This window comes from Stenotrophomonas sp. 2619 (genome assembly GCF_040548725.1).
Taxonomy (GTDB): Bacteria; Pseudomonadota; Gammaproteobacteria; order Xanthomonadales; family Xanthomonadaceae; genus Stenotrophomonas; species Stenotrophomonas maltophilia_AP.
The window spans coordinates 107,633-125,744 of the sequence record NZ_JBEPSF010000010.1 but is presented as its reverse complement, the minus strand read 5'-3'; the positions used below and the strand labels follow the sequence as shown (position 1 = coordinate 125,744).

At 67.7% G+C, this 18,112-nt stretch carries 19 protein-coding genes; 16 read left to right on the top strand and 3 right to left on the bottom strand.

Going from position 1 to position 18,112, the window contains the following annotated elements:
- Positions 1 to 44: 44 nt before the first annotated feature.
- Positions 45 to 1,145: a helix-turn-helix domain-containing protein gene (locus tag ABIA71_RS11815; RefSeq protein ID WP_354285353.1), complete on the top strand. Its 1,101-nt coding sequence runs from the start codon at positions 45 to 47 to the stop codon at positions 1,143 to 1,145.
- A gap of 64 nt (positions 1,146 to 1,209) precedes the next feature.
- Here ABIA71_RS11815 and ABIA71_RS11810 read toward each other — a convergent pair whose 3' ends face one another.
- Positions 1,210 to 1,692 (bottom strand): YajQ family cyclic di-GMP-binding protein, encoded by a 483-nt coding sequence (locus tag ABIA71_RS11810; RefSeq protein ID WP_038686143.1) that lies wholly within the window; start codon positions 1,690 to 1,692, stop codon positions 1,210 to 1,212.
- A 79-nt stretch (positions 1,693 to 1,771) separates the two neighbouring features.
- Here ABIA71_RS11810 and ABIA71_RS11805 point away from each other — a divergent pair, with 79 nt between their 5' ends.
- From ABIA71_RS11805 to ABIA71_RS11785, 5 genes are all read left to right on the top strand, one after another.
- A complete protein-coding gene (locus tag ABIA71_RS11805) occupies positions 1,772 to 2,668 on the top strand; it encodes a DMT family transporter (protein ID WP_128097935.1) in 897 nt (298 codons plus the stop codon).
- A gap of 139 nt (positions 2,669 to 2,807) precedes the next feature.
- Positions 2,808 to 3,815, top strand: coding sequence for a methionine ABC transporter ATP-binding protein (locus ABIA71_RS11800; protein ID WP_354285352.1), 1,008 nt, complete (start codon positions 2,808 to 2,810; stop codon positions 3,813 to 3,815).
- On the top strand, positions 3,812 to 4,501 hold the full coding sequence (locus tag ABIA71_RS11795) for a methionine ABC transporter permease (RefSeq protein WP_128097937.1): 690 nt from the start codon (positions 3,812 to 3,814) through the stop codon (positions 4,499 to 4,501). Before ABIA71_RS11800 ends, ABIA71_RS11795 begins: the two co-directional genes overlap by 4 nt.
- A gap of 189 nt (positions 4,502 to 4,690) precedes the next feature.
- Positions 4,691 to 4,969 (top strand): type II toxin-antitoxin system RelE/ParE family toxin, encoded by a 279-nt coding sequence (locus ABIA71_RS11790; RefSeq protein ID WP_128097938.1) that lies wholly within the window; start codon positions 4,691 to 4,693, stop codon positions 4,967 to 4,969.
- 10 nt (positions 4,970 to 4,979) lie between these two features.
- Positions 4,980 to 5,282, top strand: a complete 303-nt coding sequence (locus ABIA71_RS11785) for a HigA family addiction module antitoxin (RefSeq protein WP_128097939.1) — start codon at positions 4,980 to 4,982, stop codon at positions 5,280 to 5,282.
- Between the two features lie 9 nt (positions 5,283 to 5,291).
- On the opposite strand, the gene ABIA71_RS11780 is transcribed toward ABIA71_RS11785, so the two are convergent.
- The gene (locus ABIA71_RS11780; protein WP_354285351.1) at positions 5,292 to 5,897 is read right to left on the bottom strand and encodes a lipocalin family protein; all 606 of its coding nucleotides are present in this window, start codon (positions 5,895 to 5,897) and stop codon (positions 5,292 to 5,294) included.
- 161 nt (positions 5,898 to 6,058) lie between these two features.
- Here ABIA71_RS11780 and ABIA71_RS11775 point away from each other — a divergent pair, with 161 nt between their 5' ends.
- Together ABIA71_RS11775 and ABIA71_RS11770 are read left to right on the top strand one after the other, a co-directional pair.
- The gene (locus ABIA71_RS11775; RefSeq protein WP_354285350.1) at positions 6,059 to 6,415 is read left to right on the top strand and encodes a hypothetical protein; all 357 of its coding nucleotides are present in this window, start codon (positions 6,059 to 6,061) and stop codon (positions 6,413 to 6,415) included.
- A 34-nt stretch (positions 6,416 to 6,449) separates the two neighbouring features.
- Positions 6,450 to 8,543, top strand: coding sequence for a prolyl oligopeptidase family serine peptidase (locus ABIA71_RS11770; RefSeq protein WP_354285349.1), 2,094 nt, complete (start codon positions 6,450 to 6,452; stop codon positions 8,541 to 8,543).
- Positions 8,544 to 8,855: 312 nt separating this feature from the next.
- Here the strand turns inward: ABIA71_RS11770 and ABIA71_RS11765 are convergent, their stop codons facing one another.
- A complete protein-coding gene (locus ABIA71_RS11765; protein ID WP_354285348.1) occupies positions 8,856 to 10,043 on the bottom strand; it encodes a pyridoxal phosphate-dependent aminotransferase in 1,188 nt (395 codons plus the stop codon).
- A 113-nt stretch (positions 10,044 to 10,156) separates the two neighbouring features.
- Here ABIA71_RS11765 and ABIA71_RS11760 point away from each other — a divergent pair, with 113 nt between their 5' ends.
- The 8 genes from ABIA71_RS11760 to hslU all read left to right on the top strand — a co-directional run bounded on the left by ABIA71_RS11760 (position 10,157) and on the right by hslU (position 17,779).
- Positions 10,157 to 12,274 carry a S9 family peptidase gene (locus ABIA71_RS11760; protein WP_354285347.1) on the top strand — a complete coding sequence of 706 codons (2,118 nt, stop codon included), beginning with the start codon at positions 10,157 to 10,159 and terminating at the stop codon, positions 12,272 to 12,274.
- 70 nt (positions 12,275 to 12,344) lie between these two features.
- Positions 12,345 to 12,773, top strand: coding sequence for a YbaN family protein (locus ABIA71_RS11755; protein ID WP_354285346.1), 429 nt, complete (start codon positions 12,345 to 12,347; stop codon positions 12,771 to 12,773).
- Between the two features lie 143 nt (positions 12,774 to 12,916).
- Positions 12,917 to 13,156: an LPS translocon maturation chaperone LptM gene (gene lptM, locus ABIA71_RS11750; RefSeq protein ID WP_354285345.1), complete on the top strand. Its 240-nt coding sequence runs from the start codon at positions 12,917 to 12,919 to the stop codon at positions 13,154 to 13,156.
- Positions 13,149 to 14,000, top strand: coding sequence for a diaminopimelate epimerase (dapF, locus tag ABIA71_RS11745; protein WP_354285344.1), 852 nt, complete (start codon positions 13,149 to 13,151; stop codon positions 13,998 to 14,000). The genes lptM and dapF overlap by 8 nt, the downstream gene beginning before the upstream one ends.
- A complete protein-coding gene (locus ABIA71_RS11740; RefSeq protein WP_354285343.1) occupies positions 13,997 to 14,674 on the top strand; it encodes a DUF484 family protein in 678 nt (225 codons plus the stop codon). The genes dapF and ABIA71_RS11740 overlap by 4 nt, the downstream gene beginning before the upstream one ends.
- A gap of 19 nt (positions 14,675 to 14,693) precedes the next feature.
- Positions 14,694 to 15,584 carry a tyrosine recombinase XerC gene (gene xerC, locus ABIA71_RS11735; protein ID WP_354285342.1) on the top strand — a complete coding sequence of 297 codons (891 nt, stop codon included), beginning with the start codon at positions 14,694 to 14,696 and terminating at the stop codon, positions 15,582 to 15,584.
- A 91-nt stretch (positions 15,585 to 15,675) separates the two neighbouring features.
- Entirely contained in the window at positions 15,676 to 16,227 is a 552-nt protein-coding gene (hslV, locus tag ABIA71_RS11730; RefSeq protein WP_019183676.1) for an ATP-dependent protease subunit HslV, read from the top strand.
- A gap of 178 nt (positions 16,228 to 16,405) precedes the next feature.
- Positions 16,406 to 17,779 (top strand): ATP-dependent protease ATPase subunit HslU, encoded by a 1,374-nt coding sequence (hslU, locus tag ABIA71_RS11725; protein ID WP_354285341.1) that lies wholly within the window; start codon positions 16,406 to 16,408, stop codon positions 17,777 to 17,779.
- Positions 17,780 to 18,112 lie beyond the last annotated feature (333 nt).

The window sequence follows — 18,112 nt, the reverse complement described above, 5'->3', positions numbered from 1 at the left end:
TCAGCTTCGCGGGTGTACGCTCCAGGTCCGGTTTGGAGGATCCCATGGGCGGCATGCAGCTGGAGCAGCAACAGGCATTGGCAGCGGCGCGCCAGCGTTTCGCCGACGGTGGGGCGCTGGCCGAGTCGTTGCTGGCCCCGTCCGTGCAGCGCTCCTGGGAGCGCTCGCGGTTGGCCGGCGTGCAGCCTCGGCAGGAGCCGCATTACGCCCCATTGGCCGCCTCCGGGCCACGTCTGGACGATCCCGCCGACCGCCGCCTGGCGCGCTGCGTGCGCGATGATCTCGACCACCTCTGGGCCGCCTTCGGTGGCCGCCAGTGGACGCTGTTCTGCGTCAATGCCGGCGGCATGGTCGTGGCCCAGCGTGAGCATGGCCTGGCCGATGTGCCGGTGCTGCGGCCGATCCAGGTGGGCCGGCGGCTGCGCGAGATCGACATCGGCACCACCGCGCCGGCCTGCAGCCTGGCCGACGACGCGCCCGCGCTGGTGCGCGGCAACGAACACTACCTGGACCGTTTCGCCGCGGTGTTCTGCCTGAGCGTGCCGCTGCATGGGCTCGATGGCGAAGTGCTGGGTGCGCTGGACATCACCGGCACCGGCGATCGCGATGCCGAACTGCTGCATGGGTATTTCCGCCAGGCGGCGCTGTCCACCGAAAACCGGCTGATGATCGAACACCGGCCCTGCCACCTGCTGGCCGTGCAGCACGATGCGCGTTGGCTGCAATCGCCGTTGCAAGGGTTGCTGGCGGTCGAGGAAGACGGCCGCGTGCGTGCAGCCAACCGGGTGGCACGCCGCTTGTTCGGCCTGCCACGGCGCGGAGCGTTGCCGTTGCTCACGCTGGAGGGCCTGTTCGCCGACGCCAGCGTGCACCAGCGGCGGCGGTTGCTGCAGGCCGGGCCGGCGCATCGGGTGCGTATCGGCGAAGACACGGCGGTGTATGTGCAGTACCTGCGCGGGCCCTTGGCGGCGCGCGCGGGCGTGCGGAGTGACGCTGCCGCCGTGCAGGCGGGCGCGCCGTCGCTGCGTGCGCTCAATGCGCAGGGTGTGCGCGAGGCGGTTGCCGCACACCGCGGCAACATCGCCGCGGCGGCGCGGCAGCTGGGGATTTCGCGGACGACGTTGTACAGGCATCTGCGCGGGTAGGGTGCGGGGTTGCCGGCCAGCGGCCGGCGTCACCGCCCCGCGTCACGCACCGATCGGCGTGCGATCAATCGCGGAAGTTGTCGAACTGCAGCGGGACCTCGAAGGTTTCCTTCTTCAGCAGCGCGATGGCGTCCTGCAGGTCGTCGCGCTTCTTGCCGTTGACGCGCAGCTTGTCGCCGTTGATCTGGCTGTCCACCTTCAACTTGCCTTCCTTCAACTTCGCCGCGATCTGTTTGGCGACCTTCTGTTCAATGCCCTGCTTGACCGTCACCTTCTGGCGCGCACCGGCCAGGTTGGTCTCGACGTCGCCAAACTCCAGGCAACGCACGTCGATGCCACGCGCGATCAGGCGCGCACGCAGGATGTCGGTCATCTGCTGCAGCTGGAAATCGCTCGGCGCGGACTGGCTGATCACGCTGTCTTCCAGCACGAACTTGGCCTCCACGCCCTTGAAGTCGAAGCGGGTGGACAGTTCGCGGTTGGCCTGGTCGACCGCGTTGGTCAGTTCGTGGGTGTTGACTTCGGAAACGACGTCAAAGGAAGGCATGGGGAAACTCCAACGGGTGAATGCCATCATTCTAACCACCCCGGCATGGACGGCCCGCCCATCGCGGCGATAATGGGCCATGATCACCCAGAAATCCCCCTCCCGCGCCGTCGCCTGGATGTTGATGGCCGTGGCCTGCTTCTCGCTGATGGACGCCGGCATGAAGCAGCTCGCCAGCAGCTATCCCACCCTGCAGGTGACCTTCCTGCGCGGCGCGGCGTCGCTGCCGTTCGTGCTGGTCTGGGTGCTGGCCACCGCCGGCCCGCGCTCGCTGGTGCCCAAACGCTGGGCCCTGCACCTGCTGCGCGGGGCGCTGGGCATGGCCATGATCGGCTGCTTCGTCTACGCCCTGCGCAGCCTGCCGCTGTCCACCGCCTACACCATCTACTTCGTGGCCCCGCTGCTGATCGCCGCGTTGTCGGTGCCGCTGCTGGGCGAACACGTCGGCCCGCGCCGCTGGATCGCCATCGGTATCGGCCTGATCGGGGTGCTGGTGGTGTTGCGGCCGGGCGTGGGCGGCTTCATCTCGGTGCCGGGCCTGATGGTGCTGCTGGCGGCCACCGCCTATGCCGTGGCCGCCATCACGGTGAGCATGCTCACCCGTACCGACACCCCGCAGTCGATGGTGGTCTGGTTCCTGGTGATCATGGCGGTGGGCGCCGGCCTGTTGGCCCTCCCCGACTGGCAGCCGCTGCAGTTGGGCCACGCCGCGCTGATCGCCGGCATGGGCCTGGCCGGGGCCGGGGGGCAGGTGGCCCTGACCCGCGCGTTCCAGCTGGGCGAGGCCTCGCTGATCGCGCCGCTGGAGTACACCGGGCTGGTCTGGGTGATCGGCTGGGACCTGCTGTTCTGGGGCGCGCTGCCGGACCGTTTCACCTGGCTGGGCGCGGCGATCATTGTCGCCTCCGGCCTGTACCTGCTGCACCGGGAGCGGGTCCGCCAGGTCCAGGCGCCCGCGCCGCTGGACCATCCCTGAGCCGGGCAGGGCCGTCCCGGGCCCGATCACGCCGGCTTAGAACCAAACGGAATATCATTCCGCACAGCCGCGCGGGCCAGGGCCGCCCCGCGCTGGTAGGCTGCACGCCCCCTCCCGTCGATGCCCGGTTGACCGCGAAGTGATCGAGTTCCAGCGCCTGCACAAATCCTATGCCGTCGGCGGCCGCGCGATCGCCGCGCTGCAGCCGCTAGACCTGACCATCGAGGCCGGCGAGGTATTCGGCATCATCGGCCACTCCGGGGCAGGCAAATCGACCCTGATCCGCCTGATCAACCGGCTCGAGGAGCCCACCGGCGGCCGCCTGCTGATCGGCGGCGAAGACGTCACCGCGCTCGATGCCGACGGCCTGCGCGCGCTGCGCCGGAAGATCGGCATGATCTTCCAGCACTTCAACCTGTTGTCCTCGCGCACGGTGGCGGCCAACGTCGCCTTCCCGCTGGATCTGGCCGGCACCCCGCGCGCCGAGATCGACGCGCGCGTGGACGAACTGCTGCATACCGTGGGCCTGGAAGCGCACGCGACCAAGTACCCGGCGCAGTTGTCCGGCGGCCAGAAGCAGCGCGTCGGTATCGCCCGCGCCCTGGCCACCCGCCCGCAGATCCTGCTGTGCGACGAGGCCACCAGCGCGCTGGACCCGCAGACCACCGCCTCGGTGCTGAAGCTGCTGGGCAGGATCAACCGCGAGCTGGGCCTGACCATCGTGCTGATCACCCACGAGATGGACGTGATCCGCCGGGTCTGCGACCGCGTGGCCGTGCTCGATGCCGGCCACCTGGTGGAAACCGGCCCGGTCACCGAGGTATTCCTGCACCCGCAGCACCCGACCACGCGCCGCTTCGTGAGCGAATCGGAGCAGGTCGACGAGGGCGAGCTGCACAAGGATTTCGAGGCGGTCGCCGGGCGCATCGTGCGCCTGACCTTCCTCGGCGCCGACACCTACGAACCGCTGCTGGGCCGCATCGCGCGCGAAACCGGCGTGGACTACAACATCCTGTCCGGCCGTATCGACCGGATCAAGGACACCCCCTACGGCCAGCTGACGGTCTCGCTGGTGGGCGGCGACGTGCAGGCCGCGCAGGCCGGCTTCGTGGCCGCCGGTGTCCACCTTGAGGAGCTCCGTCGATGATCCTGGCTACCGCAGGCGGTTTCTTCCGCCACCTCGACGCGGGCAAGTGGGCCGACATCGGCCAGGCCACGCTGGACACCCTGTTGATGCTCGGTGGCTCGCTGCCGCTCACCCTGCTGATCGGCCTGCCGCTGGGCGTGCTCCTGTTCCTGACCGGCTCGCCGCAGCTGCACCGCAAGCCGGTGCTGTACGGCGCGCTGGCGGTGCTGGTGAACCTGCTGCGGTCGGTGCCTTTCATCATCCTGATGATCGTGCTGATTCCGCTCACCTTGTGGATGATGGGCACCTCGCTGGGCGTGCGCGGTGCGATCGTGCCGCTGGTGATCGGTGCGGCGCCGTTCTACGCGCGCCTGGTGGAAACCGCGCTGCGAGAAGTGGACCGCGGCGTGATCGAAGCCAGCCAGTCGATGGGCGCCACCACGTGGCAGCTGGTCACCCGGGTGTTGCTGCCCGAAGCGCGGCCCGGCCTGATCGCCGGTGCCACGGTCACGGTGATCGCGCTGATCGGCTTCACCGCGATGGGCGGTGCCATCGGCTCCGGCGGCCTGGGCGACCTGGCCTTCCGCGACGGCTACCAGCGCTCGCACACCGACGTGGCCCTGGTCACCGTGGTGCTGCTGCTGGTGCTGGTGCAGATCCTGCAGATGCTGGGCGACTGGCTGGTCTCGCACTACAGCCGGAAATGACCGGCAGGTACCGACCGGTGGTCGGTACATTGCCTTCCGCAGCGGCTGGGCCAGGCCCCAGGTCGTGCCGCCTATGGGAATGCCGGGGTGGCAGCCTACGCAGCTTCGATTGAGCAGGTGCTCGACGGGCGCATCATTGCGTGACCGGCATCTGTGTTATATTCCGTTTCGCGTAATACGCTGCGCGGAATGATCCAGTCCTTTCGATGCCGCCACACGCTCGCGCTGTTTGCGGGACGATGTCCGCGACAGTTCCGTGCGTTTCAGTCCCTGGCTGAGCGCAAGTTGCAGATGCTGGATGCTGCACAAACGCTGCAGTTCCTGCGTAGCCCGCCCGGAAATCGGCTCGAAGCGCTTCGCGGCGACCGGCGTGGGCAGCACAGTATCCGCGTCAACGCACAGTGGCGACTGTGTTTTATCTGGACCGACAACGGTCCGCGTGATGTCGAGTTCGTCGATTACCACTGAGGTGCCATCCATGAGCCGCCCCACCAACACCCTCAGGGCCGTCCATCCGGGCGAAATTCTGCGCGAAGAGTTTCTGCTGCCGTTGCAGCTGAGCATCACTGCGCTGGCACGGGCGTTGGATGTGCCGCCTACGCGGCTGCATGCCATCGTGCATGAAACCCGCGGCGTCACAGCCGATACCGCAGTGCGCCTGGCACGTCATTTCGGCGGGGACGCCGCGTCGTGGCTGGCCCTCCAGGCCGAGTACGATCTGAAGACGCTGCCGACCCGCCAGGAAATAGAGCGCAGGGTGCAGCCGCGCGAGGCGGCCTGACCGCCGCCCTTACCGGACGTTCGGCACCTCATACCCCAGCCGGTCCACCTGTTCGGGATGCTGCGGCACGCGCTTGAGCTTGTCGGTGTTGACCCCGTACTCGTCGCGCAGGCGGGTGGCCAGTTCCTTGTAGAGCTCTTTGTCCATGTCCGGCTGGCGCGCGAAGATCCAGGCCATCTCGCGGCCGGGATAGCCCAGCATCGCCCATGAATAGTCCGGCGCCACTTCCAGCACGCGGGTGTGGGTCGGCACGATCTTGTAGAACCAGGTGCGCCAGTTGTGGTTGCCGCTTTCCTCGTCCACCGAGGCGCGCACGGTCAGCTGCTGGAGCGGTTCGGAGAACCCGTTGCGGTACCGGTAGGTGATGGACACCTTCTGGTCGCCGCGCAGGCTGAACTCGTTGACGCTGGCGACATGCCCGCGTTCGATCGGGTTGGGGACCCGGCCGATCACATACCAGGTGCCCATGAACTTCTGCAGGTCGATGGGGGCGCCCGTCACTTCGGTGGCCACCGGTGCCGGGCTCGGCTTGGCCTCGTGGCGGAAGGCGCAGGCGGACAGCAGCGACAGCGTCGACAGCAACAGGACAGCGCGAAGCGGGCGGTTCAGAGACATGCGGCAGAAGGCTCCAGTGGCTGGCACGGGCATGGTGGGTGGGACGGCGGAGAACGTCAATGGTGGCGTTCACGCTTGCCGTGCCGGTTGCGGCAACAGGTCGCAGCCGGTGAGATGGTGGCACGGCAAGGTGACGCATCACTTTCGCACGGAGTCGTGTCATGCCCTTGTCGTCGTCGCGTCATTCCCCGCGTTCACAGGCTTCCGCGCGCCCGGCCAGCGCGCCCGATCCGCAGGTATTGCGCGGAGTCCGGCAGGCCGCCCTGGCCGGGCTGGCCCTGGTGCTGGTGTGGCCGGCGGCTCGCGGCAGCAGCGAATGGCTGGGCTGGCTGCCCCTATGGCTGGTGGGCATGCCGTGGCTGGCCTGGTGGAGCCTGTACCGGTTCCGCCTGCCGAAGGCACTGCTGCGCCGCCGCAGTGGCCGTCGCCGTGGGCCGCAGGCCCGCCGCCGCACCCGCGTTCCGGCCCGGGTCGCGCGCCCTGACCTTCGACACGGGAGCCCCGGCCGGGCGGTGTGATAGCGTCCGGAGCTTATGTCCGCCTGGAGCTGCAATGTCCAAAATCGCTTCCGCCTGCCTGATGGCAGGCCTGATCACCGCCGGTGCGGTAGGTACTGCCTTGGCTGCTGAAACCCCCGCCGACCCGTACGCGTGGCTCGAAGACGTGACCGGCGAGAAGTCGCTGGACTGGGTCAAGCAGCAGAACGCCAAGTCGGAAGGCCGCCTGGCCCAGACCCCGGCGTTCAAGCAGATGGAAGCCAGCATCCGCGAGGTGCTCGATTCGGACGCCAAGATTCCCGGCGTGCAGAAGATTGGTGATTACTACTACAACTTCTGGAAGGACAAGCAGCACGAGCGCGGCCTGTGGCGCCGCACCACGCTGGCCGAGTACCGCAAGGCCTCGCCGACCTGGGAAACCGTGCTCGACCTGGATGCCCTGAACAAGGCCGAGGGTGAGAACTGGGTCTGGCACGGCGCCGACTGCCTGCGCCCGGATTATTCGCGTTGCCTGATCGCGCTGTCGCGCGGCGGCGCCGATGCCGATGTCACCCGCGAGTTCGACCTGGCCAACAAGACCTGGATCAAGGACGGCTTCTTCCGCCCCGAATCCAAGGGCGGGCTGAACTGGATCGACCGCGACACGGTATTTGTCTACACCGATTTCGGCACCGGCACGATGACCACGTCCGGCTACCCGCGTGTGGCCAAGCTGTGGAAGCGCGGCACGCCGATGGCGAGCGCCAGCGTGGTGTACGAAGGCAAGCCCGAAGACATGTACATCGCGGCCATGCACGACGACACCCCCGGCTACGAGCGCAACCTGGTCAGCCGCACGCTGGCCTTCTACAACAACGAGATCTACCTGCGCGCCGACGACGGCACGCTGACCAAGATCGACGCGCCGAACTCGGCCGAGAAAGGCCTGCGCAAGCAGTGGCTGACCCTGGAGCTGCGCGATGCGTGGACGGTGGGCGGCAAGACCTACACCGCCGGTTCGCTGCTGGTCACCAAGCTGGACGACTACCTGGCCGGCAAGCGCGACTTTGACGTGCTGTTCGCGCCCACCGACACCACCTCGCTGGCCGGCAGCAGCTGGACGAAGAATCACCTGGTGCTCAACGTGCTGGACGACGTGAAGAGCCGCCTGAGCGTACTCACCCCGACCGACAGCGGCTGGAAGAAGAGCGACTTCACCGGCGCGCCGTCGTTCGGCACCGTGGCCGTGGGTGCGGTGGATGCCGATGACAGCGACGCGGTGTGGATGACCGTCACCGACTACCTCACCCCGACCACGCTGGCCATTGCCGAGATCGGCAAGCAGCCGGAAGTGCTCAAGACCATGCCGGCGTTCTTCAATGCCGAGGGCAAGGTGATCGAGCAGCACTTCGCCACCAGCAAGGACGGCACCCGCGTGCCGTACTTCGTGGTGCATGCCAAGGACATGAAGCGGGATGGTTCCAACCCGACGCTGCTGTACGGCTACGGTGGCTTCGAGATCTCGCTGACCCCGTCGTACTCGGGCGGCATGGGCCGGGCGTGGCTGGAGAAGGGCGGCGTGTACGTGGTGGCCAACATCCGCGGTGGCGGCGAATACGGCCCGCGCTGGCACCAGGCGGCGCTGAAGCAGAACCGCCACAAGGCCTATGAAGACATGGCCGCGGTCGCCCGCGATCTGGTCAGCCGCAAGATCACCTCGGCCAAGCACCTGGGCGTGCAGGGCGGCAGCAACGGTGGCCTGCTCACCGGCAACATGCTCACCCAGTACCCGGAGTTGTTCGGGGCGGTGGTGGTGCAGGTGCCGCTGTTGGACATGAAGCGCTACAGCCACCTGTTGGCCGGTGCGTCGTGGATGGCCGAGTACGGCAATCCGGACACGGCCGACTGGGAGTACATCCAGACGTTCTCGCCGTACCACCTGTTCGATGCGAAGAAGACCTACCCGCCGGTGCTGTTCACGACATCCACGCGTGACGATCGGGTGCATCCGGGCCATGCTCGCAAGATGGCCGCGAAGATGATCGAGGCCGGCAAGGACGTGACCTACTACGAGAATATTGAAGGCGGTCACGGCGGCGCGGCCAACAATGCACAGGCCGCGCACATGTCGGCATTGGCCTATAGCTTCCTGTGGGAGCAGTTGCGGTAGAGTCGAGCGGTGCTCGACTGCTGGGATGCCCCATCGGCCCGGTAGCCGCAGGGAATAGCCGAAGGCATCTTCGGCCCGCCTCCGGGTGGTGGGGCGTCAGGTTGGCTCCACCCCATTTCGACGCCGCGCAGAGATGCGTGGCGTTTTTTTGTTCCCCTTCGGCGGATTTTTTTAAGCGGACGGCAACTGCAAGTCCAAGTCCAAATCCCGATCAACGTCAACAGCGGCGAGTGCGTGCGTTTGCTGGCTGGGTCGGGTACGGGTGGGTTGGCGGGAATCGCGGGACTCGCGGCTTTCAGAGCTTTTACCGCCTCACCGCACCCACGTCTCCAGCCCACGACGAATGCGCGCCACGGCTTCTTCCAGGCGCGCTACGTCCTGCGTGTAGGCCAGCCTTACGTGCTGGTTGGCGCGGTAGTGCCCGAAATCCAGGCCCGGGGTAAACGCCACGTGCTGGGTTTCCAGGAAGTGCGCGCAGAACGCCTGCGCGTCATCGGTGAAGGCGCTGACGTCGCAGTACAGGTAGAAGGCGCCTTCGGGCTCCACTTCGATGCGGAAGCCCAGGGCGCGCAGCGCCGGCAGCAGGTAGTCGCGGCGCTCGCGGAAGGCGGCGCGGCGTTGTTCGAAGATGGCCATGCTCTCCGGGGTGAAGCAGGCCAGCGCCGCGTGCTGGGCAATGCTGGAGGCGCTGATGTACAGGTTCTGCGCGAGCTTCTCCAGGTCCGGCACCGCCTGCGGTGGGGCGACCAGCCAGCCCAGCCGCCAGCCGGTCATGCCGTAGTACTTGGAGAAGCTGTTGAGTACGAAGGCGTCGTCGTCTACCTGCAGCACGCTGGCCGCGTCCATGCCGTAGGTGAGGCCGTGGTAGATCTCGTCCACCACCAGGTGGCCGCCGCGGGCTTTCAGCGCCTGCGACAACCCGGCCAGTTGCGGCGCCGACAGTACCGTGCCGGTCGGGTTGGCCGGCGAGGCCACCAGCGCGCCCACGCTGGCCGCGTTCCAGTGCTGCTCGATCAGCGCGGGGGTGAGCTGGTAGGCCGTCTGCGGGCCCACTGGCACCAGTTGCGCGGCGCCCTCGACCAGGCGCAGGAAGTGGCGGTTGCACGGGTAGCCGGGGTCGGCCAGCAGCCAGTGCCTGTCCGGGTCCACCAGCAGGCTGCTGGCCAACAGCAGCGCGCCCGAGCCGCCGGGCGTGACCAGGATGCGCTCGGGATCGATCTGCAGCTGGTAACGCTGCTGGTAAAACCCGGCGATGGCCTCGCGCAGTGCGGGCAGCCCGCGCGCGGCGGTGTAGCGGGTGTGGCCGGCGGCCAGGGCGGCCTGGCCGGCCTGCACGACCGGCGCGGCGGTGGTGAAGTCCGGCTCGCCGATCTCCAGGTGGATCACGTCGTGCCCGGCCTGCTCCAGCGCCTGCGCGCGGGCCAGCAGCGACATCACGTGGAAGGGTTCGATTTCCTGGCTGCGGCGGCTGTAGCCGGCCGTGGGGGTAGGGGTGCTCATGCTGCCGATGATAGGTGCAGTGACGATCGGCAGGCTTGCCGCTGCCCCAACGCCCGCCCAGACTGGGGCCGACCATGGACGCCATTGCATTCCCCCGTAAGGAGCCTTATCTCGTGAAACCCGCCCTTTGTTTACTGGTTGCCAGCCTGATGACCTCCAACGTGCATGCCGCCCCCGCGCTCTCCCCACCCGACGCCGAGAAGCAGCCGCACACGGTCAAGGCGCCGTTCGGTGCGACCCGCACCGACGACTACTACTGGCTGCGCGACGACAAGCGCGAAAATCCGAAGATGCTGGCCTACCTGAATGCGGAAAACGCCTACACCGACCAGGTGGTGGCCCCGCTCAAGCCGCTCGAAGACACCCTGTACAAGGAAATCGTGGCCCGCATCAAGCAGGACGACGCCAGCGTGCCCGCGCGTGATCGCGGCTACTGGTATTACACCCGCTACGAAACCGGCAAGGATTACCCGATCCAGGCGCGCCGCAAGGGCAGCATGGACGCGCCCGAAGAGATCCTGCTGGACATCAACGTGATGGCCGAGGGCAAGAACTTCTTCGATGTCGGCGATGCCGACGTCAGTCAGGACAACCATCTGCTGGCCTGGGCCGAAGACGATGTCGGCCGCCGCCAGTACGTGATCCGCTTCAAGGACCTGCGCACCGGCCAGGTGCTGCCGGACCGCATCGAGAACGTGTCGCCCAACGTGGTCTGGGCCGACGACAACCGCACCCTGTTCTACGTCGAGAACGATCCGGACACCCTGCTCACCGTGCGGGTGAAGAAGCACGTGCTGGGCACTCCGGCCAGCAGCGACGTGCTGGTGTACGAAGAGAAGGACGACAGCTTCTACATGGGCGTCGGCCGCACCCGCGACGACAAATTCCTCACCATCGAACTGCACAGCACGGTGAGCTCGGAAACCCGCTACGCCCCGGCCGCCAACCCGCAGGCATTCACGCTGCTGGCGCCGCGTGCGCGCGATGTGGAATACGACGCCGACCACTTCAACGGCCGCTGGGTGATCCGCACCAACGATGCCGGCGCGAAGAACTTCAAGATCGTCACCGCGCCCACCGACGCCACCGCGCGCTCGCAGTGGACCGACTGGGTGGCGCATGACGATGCGGTGCTGGTGGAAGGGTTCGAGCTGTTCGACGGCTTCAGTGCGATCGCCGAGCGTTCCAACGGCCTGGAGCGGATTCGCCTGCTGTACCCCGATGGCCGCCAGGACTACGTCAAGGCCGACGAGCCGGCCTATTCCATGGGCCTGGCCGCCAACCCCGAGCCCGACAGCCCGTGGTTGCGCTACGCCTACAACTCGCTGACCACCCCGACCACCACCTACGAGCTCAACACCCTCACCGGTGAGCGCCGCCAGCTCAAGCAGCAGCCGGTGCTCGGCTACGACCCGGCCAAGTACACCACCGAGCGGGTCTGGGTGACCGCGCGTGACGGCGCCAGGGTGCCGGTGTCGCTGGTGTACCGCAACGGCTTCAAGAAGGACGGCACCGCGGCGCTGTACCAGTACGCCTACGGCAGCTACGGCATGTCGATGGACCCCGGTTTCAACCAGACCGTGGTGAGCCTGCTCGACCGCGGCGTGGTCTATGCCATCGCGCACATCCGCGGCGGCGAGGAAATGGGCCGTGCGTGGTACGAGGACGGCAAGCTGCTGAAGAAGCAGAACACCTTCAACGACTTCGTCGACGTCACCCGCGAACTGGTGCGCCTGGGGTATGCGTCCAAGGACCGCGTGGCCGCGTCCGGCGGCAGCGCCGGCGGCCTGTTGATGGGCGCGGTGGCCAACCAGGCCCCGCAGGACTACCGGGTGATGGTGGCGCAGGTGCCGTTCGTGGACGTGGTCACCACCATGCTCGACGCCAGCATCCCGCTGACCACCAACGAGTACGACGAGTGGGGCAACCCCGAGCAGCGCGAGTACTACGACTACATGCTCGGCTACTCGCCCTACGACAACGTCAAGAAGCAGGCCTACCCGGCGCTGTTCGTCGGCACCGGGCTGTGGGATTCGCAGGTGCAGTACTGGGAACCGGCCAAGTGGGTGGCCAAGCTGCGCGATGACAACACCGGTACCCATCCGATCGTGTTCCGCACCAACATGGAGGCCGGGCACGGCGGCAAGTCCGGGCGGTTCCAGCGCTACCACGAGCTGGCCGAATCGTATGCGTTCGTGCTTGACCAGCTGGGCGTGACCGCCGCCCCGTAACACCGGCCGGCACCCCGCACGCCGGACGGCGACCATCGCGGTCGTCGTCCGGCCTCGCTATGCTGGGCACATGACCGTGCCCGAACGCCCCGACGTTGCCGATGCCCCCGCCACGCGGCCGCCGGTGCGGTTCCGCTGGGCATGGTGGCTGCTGGCCTATGCCAGCCTGGCCACCGGCATCGTCGGCATCTTCGTGCCGGGCCTGCCCACCACCGTGTTCATCCTGATCTCGGCCTGGGCCGCCTCGCGCGGCTCCGAGCGCCTGCACACCTGGCTGCTGCAGCATCCGCGGTTTGGGCCGTCCATCCGCAACTGGCAGGCCCATGGCGCGGTCAGCCGCTACGCCAAGTGGATGGCCACCCTGACCATGGCGATCTGCGCCGGCATCATGCTCTGGTGCGTGCCGATCGCCTGGGTGAAGTGGTTCTCCATCGGCAGCATGGCGGCGGTGGCGATCTGGCTGTGGAGCCGCCCGCTGCCACCGGAAGAAACTCCCTGAATGATGGGGTAACGAGCCCCCTGAGTGAGGGGGCGGCCGCAGCGGGGGTGTGGCGGGTGATAACGCGGGGCCCGCGTTTTGCGCGGCAACGCGTGGGGCGTCAGCCCACATGCGCTGACGCGCCGCGCGGCTATACTCGGGCAATGAGCATCCCCCATCGCAACCGAATCCTGATTCCGTTGGCAGCGGCCTCGCTGCTTCTCCTTGCCGCCTGCGGCAACAAAGGCCCGCTGGTGCTGCCGCAGAAGCCGGTGCCGGTCGAAGAAGTCGCCGAGCCGGCCGTCGATGAGACCACGCCGGCTGCCGTGGACGACACCAACAACCCGCCGGTGGTCCCCGATCCGGTCGACGCGCCGCTGAAGTCCGAAGACGGTAATGACTAAGGCCGCCTCCCCGGCGCTGCGCTTCAGCAAGATGCACGGCGCCGGCAATGATTTCGTCGTCCTGGACCTGCGTGACGGTACGCCTGCGCCCACCCCGGCCCTGGCCGCGCGCCTGGCCGACCGCCATACCGGTGTTGGCTGCGACCAGATCCTCACCATTGAGCCCCCGCGTGCGGAAGGGTCGGTGGCGTCCTACCGCATCTGGAACGCCGACGGCTCGCAGTCCGAGCAGTGCGGTAACGGCGCCCGCTGCGTGGCCGCCTGGCTGGTGCGCGATGGCGCAGCCGACGGCGACCGCTTCGCCATCGACAGCCCGCTGGCCACCCACACCATCGAACGCCTGGGCAACGACCAGTACGCGGTGGCGATGGGCGTGCCGCGCTTCGAGCCGGCGCAGGTGCCGCTGCTGGGCTTTGCCCGCGCGCGCGATGAATACCTGCTGCCGTTGCAGGGCGACACGGTGCGCTTCGGCGCGGTGTCGATGGGCAACCCGCATGCGGTGATCGAAGTGGGCCTGATCGATGCCGCCCCGGTTGAACGCCTGGGCAACCTGCTGCAGCAGCACGCCACCTTCCCGCAGTCGGTGAATGTCGGCTTCGTGCAGGTCATCGATCCCCGCCATGCGCGCCTGCGCGTGTACGAACGCGGCGTGGGGGAAACCCTGGCCTGCGGCAGCGGCGCGTGCGCGGCGGCGGTGGTGATGATGCAGCGTGGCCGGCTGGAGCGCGACGCCACGCTGTCGCTGCCCGGTGGCGAGCTGCGCCTGCGCTGGCCGGCCGACGACGCCCAGGTGGTGATGTCCGGCCCGGCAGCCTTCGTCTTTGAAGGGGAGTGGCACGCATGAACGAGACGGTCGAGAAGATCGGTGCGCACGAGGTCGCCGCCTGGCTGCGGCGGCACCCGGCGTTCCTCAAGCAGTTCCCGGACCTGGCGCTCACGATGGTGGTCCCGCGCGATGACGGTCCGACCGCATCGCTGGCCAGCTACCAGCTGGACGTGCTGCGCGACAAGAACCGCGAGCTGTCGCGACGGCTGGCCGACCTGGCCGCCAACGCGCAGGTCAACGAGCGCTTGGCCGTTCGCACCCATCAGCTGACCCTGGCGCTGATGAAGCAGACCACGGCCGCCGACACGCTGCGGGCCATGGCCGCGTCACTGGAAGAAGACTTTGCCGGCGACAAGGTGCGCCTGGTAATGCTGCAGCCGGTGGCCGGGCTGGAGCAGGCGCCGTGGCTGCAGGTCGTCCCAGCCGACAGCCCGCTGCTGGCATCGTTCCGCGATTGCCTCAAGGACGGCGAGCCGATCTGTGGGCGCCTGCAGGCTGAGAAGAACACCGTGCTGTACGGCGCGCTCGCCGACACGGTGCAGTCCAGCGCATTGCTGCCGCTGCCGGGTGTCGGCCTGATCGCCGTGGGCAGCCACGACCCCAACCGCTTCTACCCGGGCATGGGCACGCTGTTCCTGCGCATGATGGGCGAGGCGTTGGCGGTGGGCCTGGCCCGTTTCACCCACGACTGACGCCGACGTGGGCGCTGGCATGGGGGCCGCTGCGGAATTCCTCTCGCACCTGGAGGTGGAACGGCGCATGTCGGTGCACACCCTGGACGCCTACCGCCGTGACCTGGAGGCCCTGACCGGCTGGGCCAACGACCACGACGCGCGCATCGAGGCGCTCGATGGCGAGCAGTTGCGCCAGTTCATCGCCGCCGAACACCGTCGTGGGCTCTCGCCCACGTCGCTGCAGCGTCGCCTGTCGGCGTGCCGCAGTTTCTATGCGTGGCTGCTCAAGCACCGCCGCATCGAGGCCAGCCCCGCCGCGGGGCTCAAGGCTCCGAAGGCGCCACGCAAGCTGCCGCAGGTGCTCGATGCCGATGAGGCCGTGCAGCTGGTGGAACTGCCCACCGATGTGCCGCTGGGCCTGCGCGACCGCGCGCTGCTGGAACTGTTTTATTCCTCCGGTCTGCGCCTGAGCGAGCTGTGCGCGCTGATCTGGCGTGACCTGGACTTCGCCACCGGGCTGGTGAACGTGCTGGGCAAGGGCAACCGCGAGCGGCGCGTGCCGTTCGGCTCGCACGCACGCACCGCGCTGGAGGGCTGGCGCAGCGAAAGCGGCGGCAGCGACGCACAACCGGTGTTCCCGGGGCGCAAGGGTGGGCCGATCACCCAGCGCGCCATCCAGATCCGCATCCGCCAGCTGGCCCAGCGCCAGGGCCTGTTCAAGCATGTGCACCCGCACATGCTGCGGCACAGTTTCGCCAGCCACATCCTGGAATCCTCCGGCGACCTGCGCGGTGTGCAGGAGCTGCTCGGGCATGCCGATATCGCCACCACGCAGATCTACACGCACCTGGATTTCCAGTACCTGGCCAAGGTCTACGACGCCGCGCACCCGCGCGCGAAGCGGCGCAAGAGCAGCAACGAAAGCTGAATCGATCCACTGCGTCACCGGGCCGCAGGGCAGGGTGGGTTGAAGCCCCCGGCAACGACCCCACCTCAGTCTCTGTCACCCCGGAGGCTCCATGGACCCCAGTCAGAACCCCAACGTATTTCACGCCACCACCATCATTTCGGTGCGGCGCAACGGTCATGTCGCGGTTGCCGGCGATGGCCAGGTCACCCTTGGCCACACGGTGATGAAGGGCAACGCCCGCAAGGTGCGCCGTCTGGGGCGCGAGGGCCAGGTGCTGGCCGGTTTCGCCGGTGCCGCCGCCGACGCCTTCACCCTGTTCGAGCTGTTCGAGGCCAAGCTTGAGAAGCACGGCCAGCTGCAGCGCGCTGCAGTGGAACTGGCCAAGGACTGGCGCACCGAGCGCCGCCTGGGCAAGCTCGAAGCGCTGCTGGCCGTGGCCGACAAGGACACCTCGCTGATCATCAGCGGCACCGGCGATGTGATCGAGCCGGAAGACGGCATCATCGCGATCGGTTCCGGCGGTTCCTATGCGCTGTCGGCCGCCCGCGCGCTGATGGCCCACACCGAACTGGACGCCCGCACCATCGCCACCGAGTCGATCAACATCGCCGGCGACATCTGCATCTACACCAATCGCAACGTGGTGGTGGAAGAGCTGTAACGCGTAGCGCCGGGCTCTGCCCGGCACCGTGACCTTCCCCCGATACACGGCGTAGCGCCGGGCTTTGCCCGGCACCGTGACCCAAGCTGACGGGCTCTGCCCGGCACCGTGACCCCATCTGCCGGGCAGAGCCCGGCACTACGGGATTGCCCCCCTCGTTTTCCATGTGAGCACACCCATGCCGCACAAGATCGAAGTCTCTTCCGCCACCATGACCCCGCGCGAGATCGTGCAGGAACTGGACCGGCACATCGTGGGCCAGCACGACGCCAAGCGCGCGGTGGCCATCGCGCTGCGCAACCGCTGGCGCCGCATGCAGCTGCCGGCCGAGCTGCGCAATGAAGTGATGCCCAAGAACATCCTGATGATCGGCCCCACCGGCGTCGGCAAGACCGAGATCGCCCGTCGCCTGGCGACGCTGGCCAACGCGCCGTTCGTCAAGGTGGAAGCCACCCGCTTCACCGAAGTGGGCTATGTGGGCAAGGATGTGGAGCAGATCATCCGCGACCTGGCCGACACGGCGGTGAAGCTGTACCGCGAGCAGGCCAAGGTGCGCGTCCGCACCCAGGCCGAAGAGCGCGCCGAAGACCGCATCCTGGACGCGCTGCTGCCACGCCGCAGCGCCGGTATCGGGTTCGATGCCGAAGCCGCGCGCAACGAGCCGTCGGCGCAGGACAACGAAACCCGCATCAAGTTCCGGCGCATGCTGCGCAACGGCGAGCTGGACGAGCGCGAGATCGAGCTGGAAGTGTCGGCCAACGTGAGCATGGACATCATGACCCCGCCGGGCATGGAGGAAATGGGCCAGCAGCTGCGCCAGATGTTCTCGAGCATGGGCGGGGCGAAGGCGCAGAAGCGCACGCTGAGCATCAAGGCGGCACGGCCGCTGCTGGTGGAGGAAGAGGCGGGCAAGCTGGTCAACGAAGACGATATCCGCAGCGCGGCGATCGAGGCCTGCGAGCAGCACGGCATCGTGTTCATCGACGAGATCGACAAGGTGGCCAAGCGCGGTGACAACGTGGGCGGCGGCGATGTGTCGCGCGAGGGCGTGCAGCGCGATCTGCTGCCGCTGGTGGAAGGCTCGAACGTGTCGACCAAGTACGGCACGATCAAGACCGACCACATTCTGTTCATTGCCTCCGGTGCGTTCCATCTGGCCAAGCCGAGCGATCTGATCCCGGAGCTGCAGGGTCGTTTCCCGATCCGGGTGGAGCTGGGCGCGCTGAGCAAGAACGATTTCGTGCGCATCCTGACCGAGCCGAAGGCGGCGCTGACCAAGCAGTACGAAGCGCTGCTGCAGACCGAAGGCGTGTCGATGAAGTTCACCGAGGACGCGGTGGACCGTCTCGCGGAGATCGCGTTCCAGGTCAACGAGCGCCAGGAAAACATCGGCGCCCGCCGCCTGCACACGGTGCTGGAGCGCCTGCTGGACACGCTCAGCTACGAGGCCCCGGACCGCGACGGCGAGACCATCAGCATCGACAAGACGTACGTGGACGCCCACCTGGGCGAGCTGGTACAGGACCCGGACCTGAGCCGCTACATCCTGTAACGCATCACACCAGTCGGGTGGTAGGAAAGCGGCGGCGCGAAAGCGTCGCCGTTTTTTTTGCTGGCGCTTCGGATGGTGGATCAAGAGCATTACGTGTGACGCATGAGCTGGTTGGGCGGGGGCGTGGGAGTTTGCGGGACACGCCGTAAATCCATCCCTGGAGGCTCGTGGGCGCCATCCATGGCGCCCAACGGTCCCGCAAACTCCCCCGCCCCCACCCTCGACACATTCCTGTCGTGCACAGAAAAAAACGACAGCTCTAGCTGCCGCTTGCCTACGTTTACCTAAAGCCACTTCTCTTCAAGCGACGCCGGGATCTTCTGAATACACAAC

Coding starts and splice junctions, on each gene's coding strand:
- ABIA71_RS11815 (WP_354285353.1), top strand. CDS start 45: ATGGGCGGCATGCAGCTGGAGCAGCAACAGGCATTGGCAGCGGCGCGC.
- ABIA71_RS11810 (WP_038686143.1), bottom strand. CDS start 1,692: ATGCCTTCCTTTGACGTCGTTTCCGAAGTCAACACCCACGAACTGACC.
- ABIA71_RS11805 (WP_128097935.1), top strand. CDS start 1,772: ATGATCACCCAGAAATCCCCCTCCCGCGCCGTCGCCTGGATGTTGATG.
- ABIA71_RS11795 (WP_128097937.1), top strand. CDS start 3,812: ATGATCCTGGCTACCGCAGGCGGTTTCTTCCGCCACCTCGACGCGGGC.
- ABIA71_RS11790 (WP_128097938.1), top strand. CDS start 4,691: ATGATCCAGTCCTTTCGATGCCGCCACACGCTCGCGCTGTTTGCGGGA.
- ABIA71_RS11785 (WP_128097939.1), top strand. CDS start 4,980: ATGAGCCGCCCCACCAACACCCTCAGGGCCGTCCATCCGGGCGAAATT.
- ABIA71_RS11780 (WP_354285351.1), bottom strand. CDS start 5,897: ATGTCTCTGAACCGCCCGCTTCGCGCTGTCCTGTTGCTGTCGACGCTG.
- ABIA71_RS11775 (WP_354285350.1), top strand. CDS start 6,059: ATGCCCTTGTCGTCGTCGCGTCATTCCCCGCGTTCACAGGCTTCCGCG.
- ABIA71_RS11770 (WP_354285349.1), top strand. CDS start 6,450: ATGTCCAAAATCGCTTCCGCCTGCCTGATGGCAGGCCTGATCACCGCC.
- ABIA71_RS11765 (WP_354285348.1), bottom strand. CDS start 10,043: ATGAGCACCCCTACCCCCACGGCCGGCTACAGCCGCCGCAGCCAGGAA.
- ABIA71_RS11755 (WP_354285346.1), top strand. CDS start 12,345: ATGACCGTGCCCGAACGCCCCGACGTTGCCGATGCCCCCGCCACGCGG.
- lptM (WP_354285345.1), top strand. CDS start 12,917: ATGAGCATCCCCCATCGCAACCGAATCCTGATTCCGTTGGCAGCGGCC.
- dapF (WP_354285344.1), top strand. CDS start 13,149: ATGACTAAGGCCGCCTCCCCGGCGCTGCGCTTCAGCAAGATGCACGGC.
- ABIA71_RS11740 (WP_354285343.1), top strand. CDS start 13,997: ATGAACGAGACGGTCGAGAAGATCGGTGCGCACGAGGTCGCCGCCTGG.
- xerC (WP_354285342.1), top strand. CDS start 14,694: ATGGGGGCCGCTGCGGAATTCCTCTCGCACCTGGAGGTGGAACGGCGC.
- hslV (WP_019183676.1), top strand. CDS start 15,676: ATGGACCCCAGTCAGAACCCCAACGTATTTCACGCCACCACCATCATT.
- hslU (WP_354285341.1), top strand. CDS start 16,406: ATGCCGCACAAGATCGAAGTCTCTTCCGCCACCATGACCCCGCGCGAG.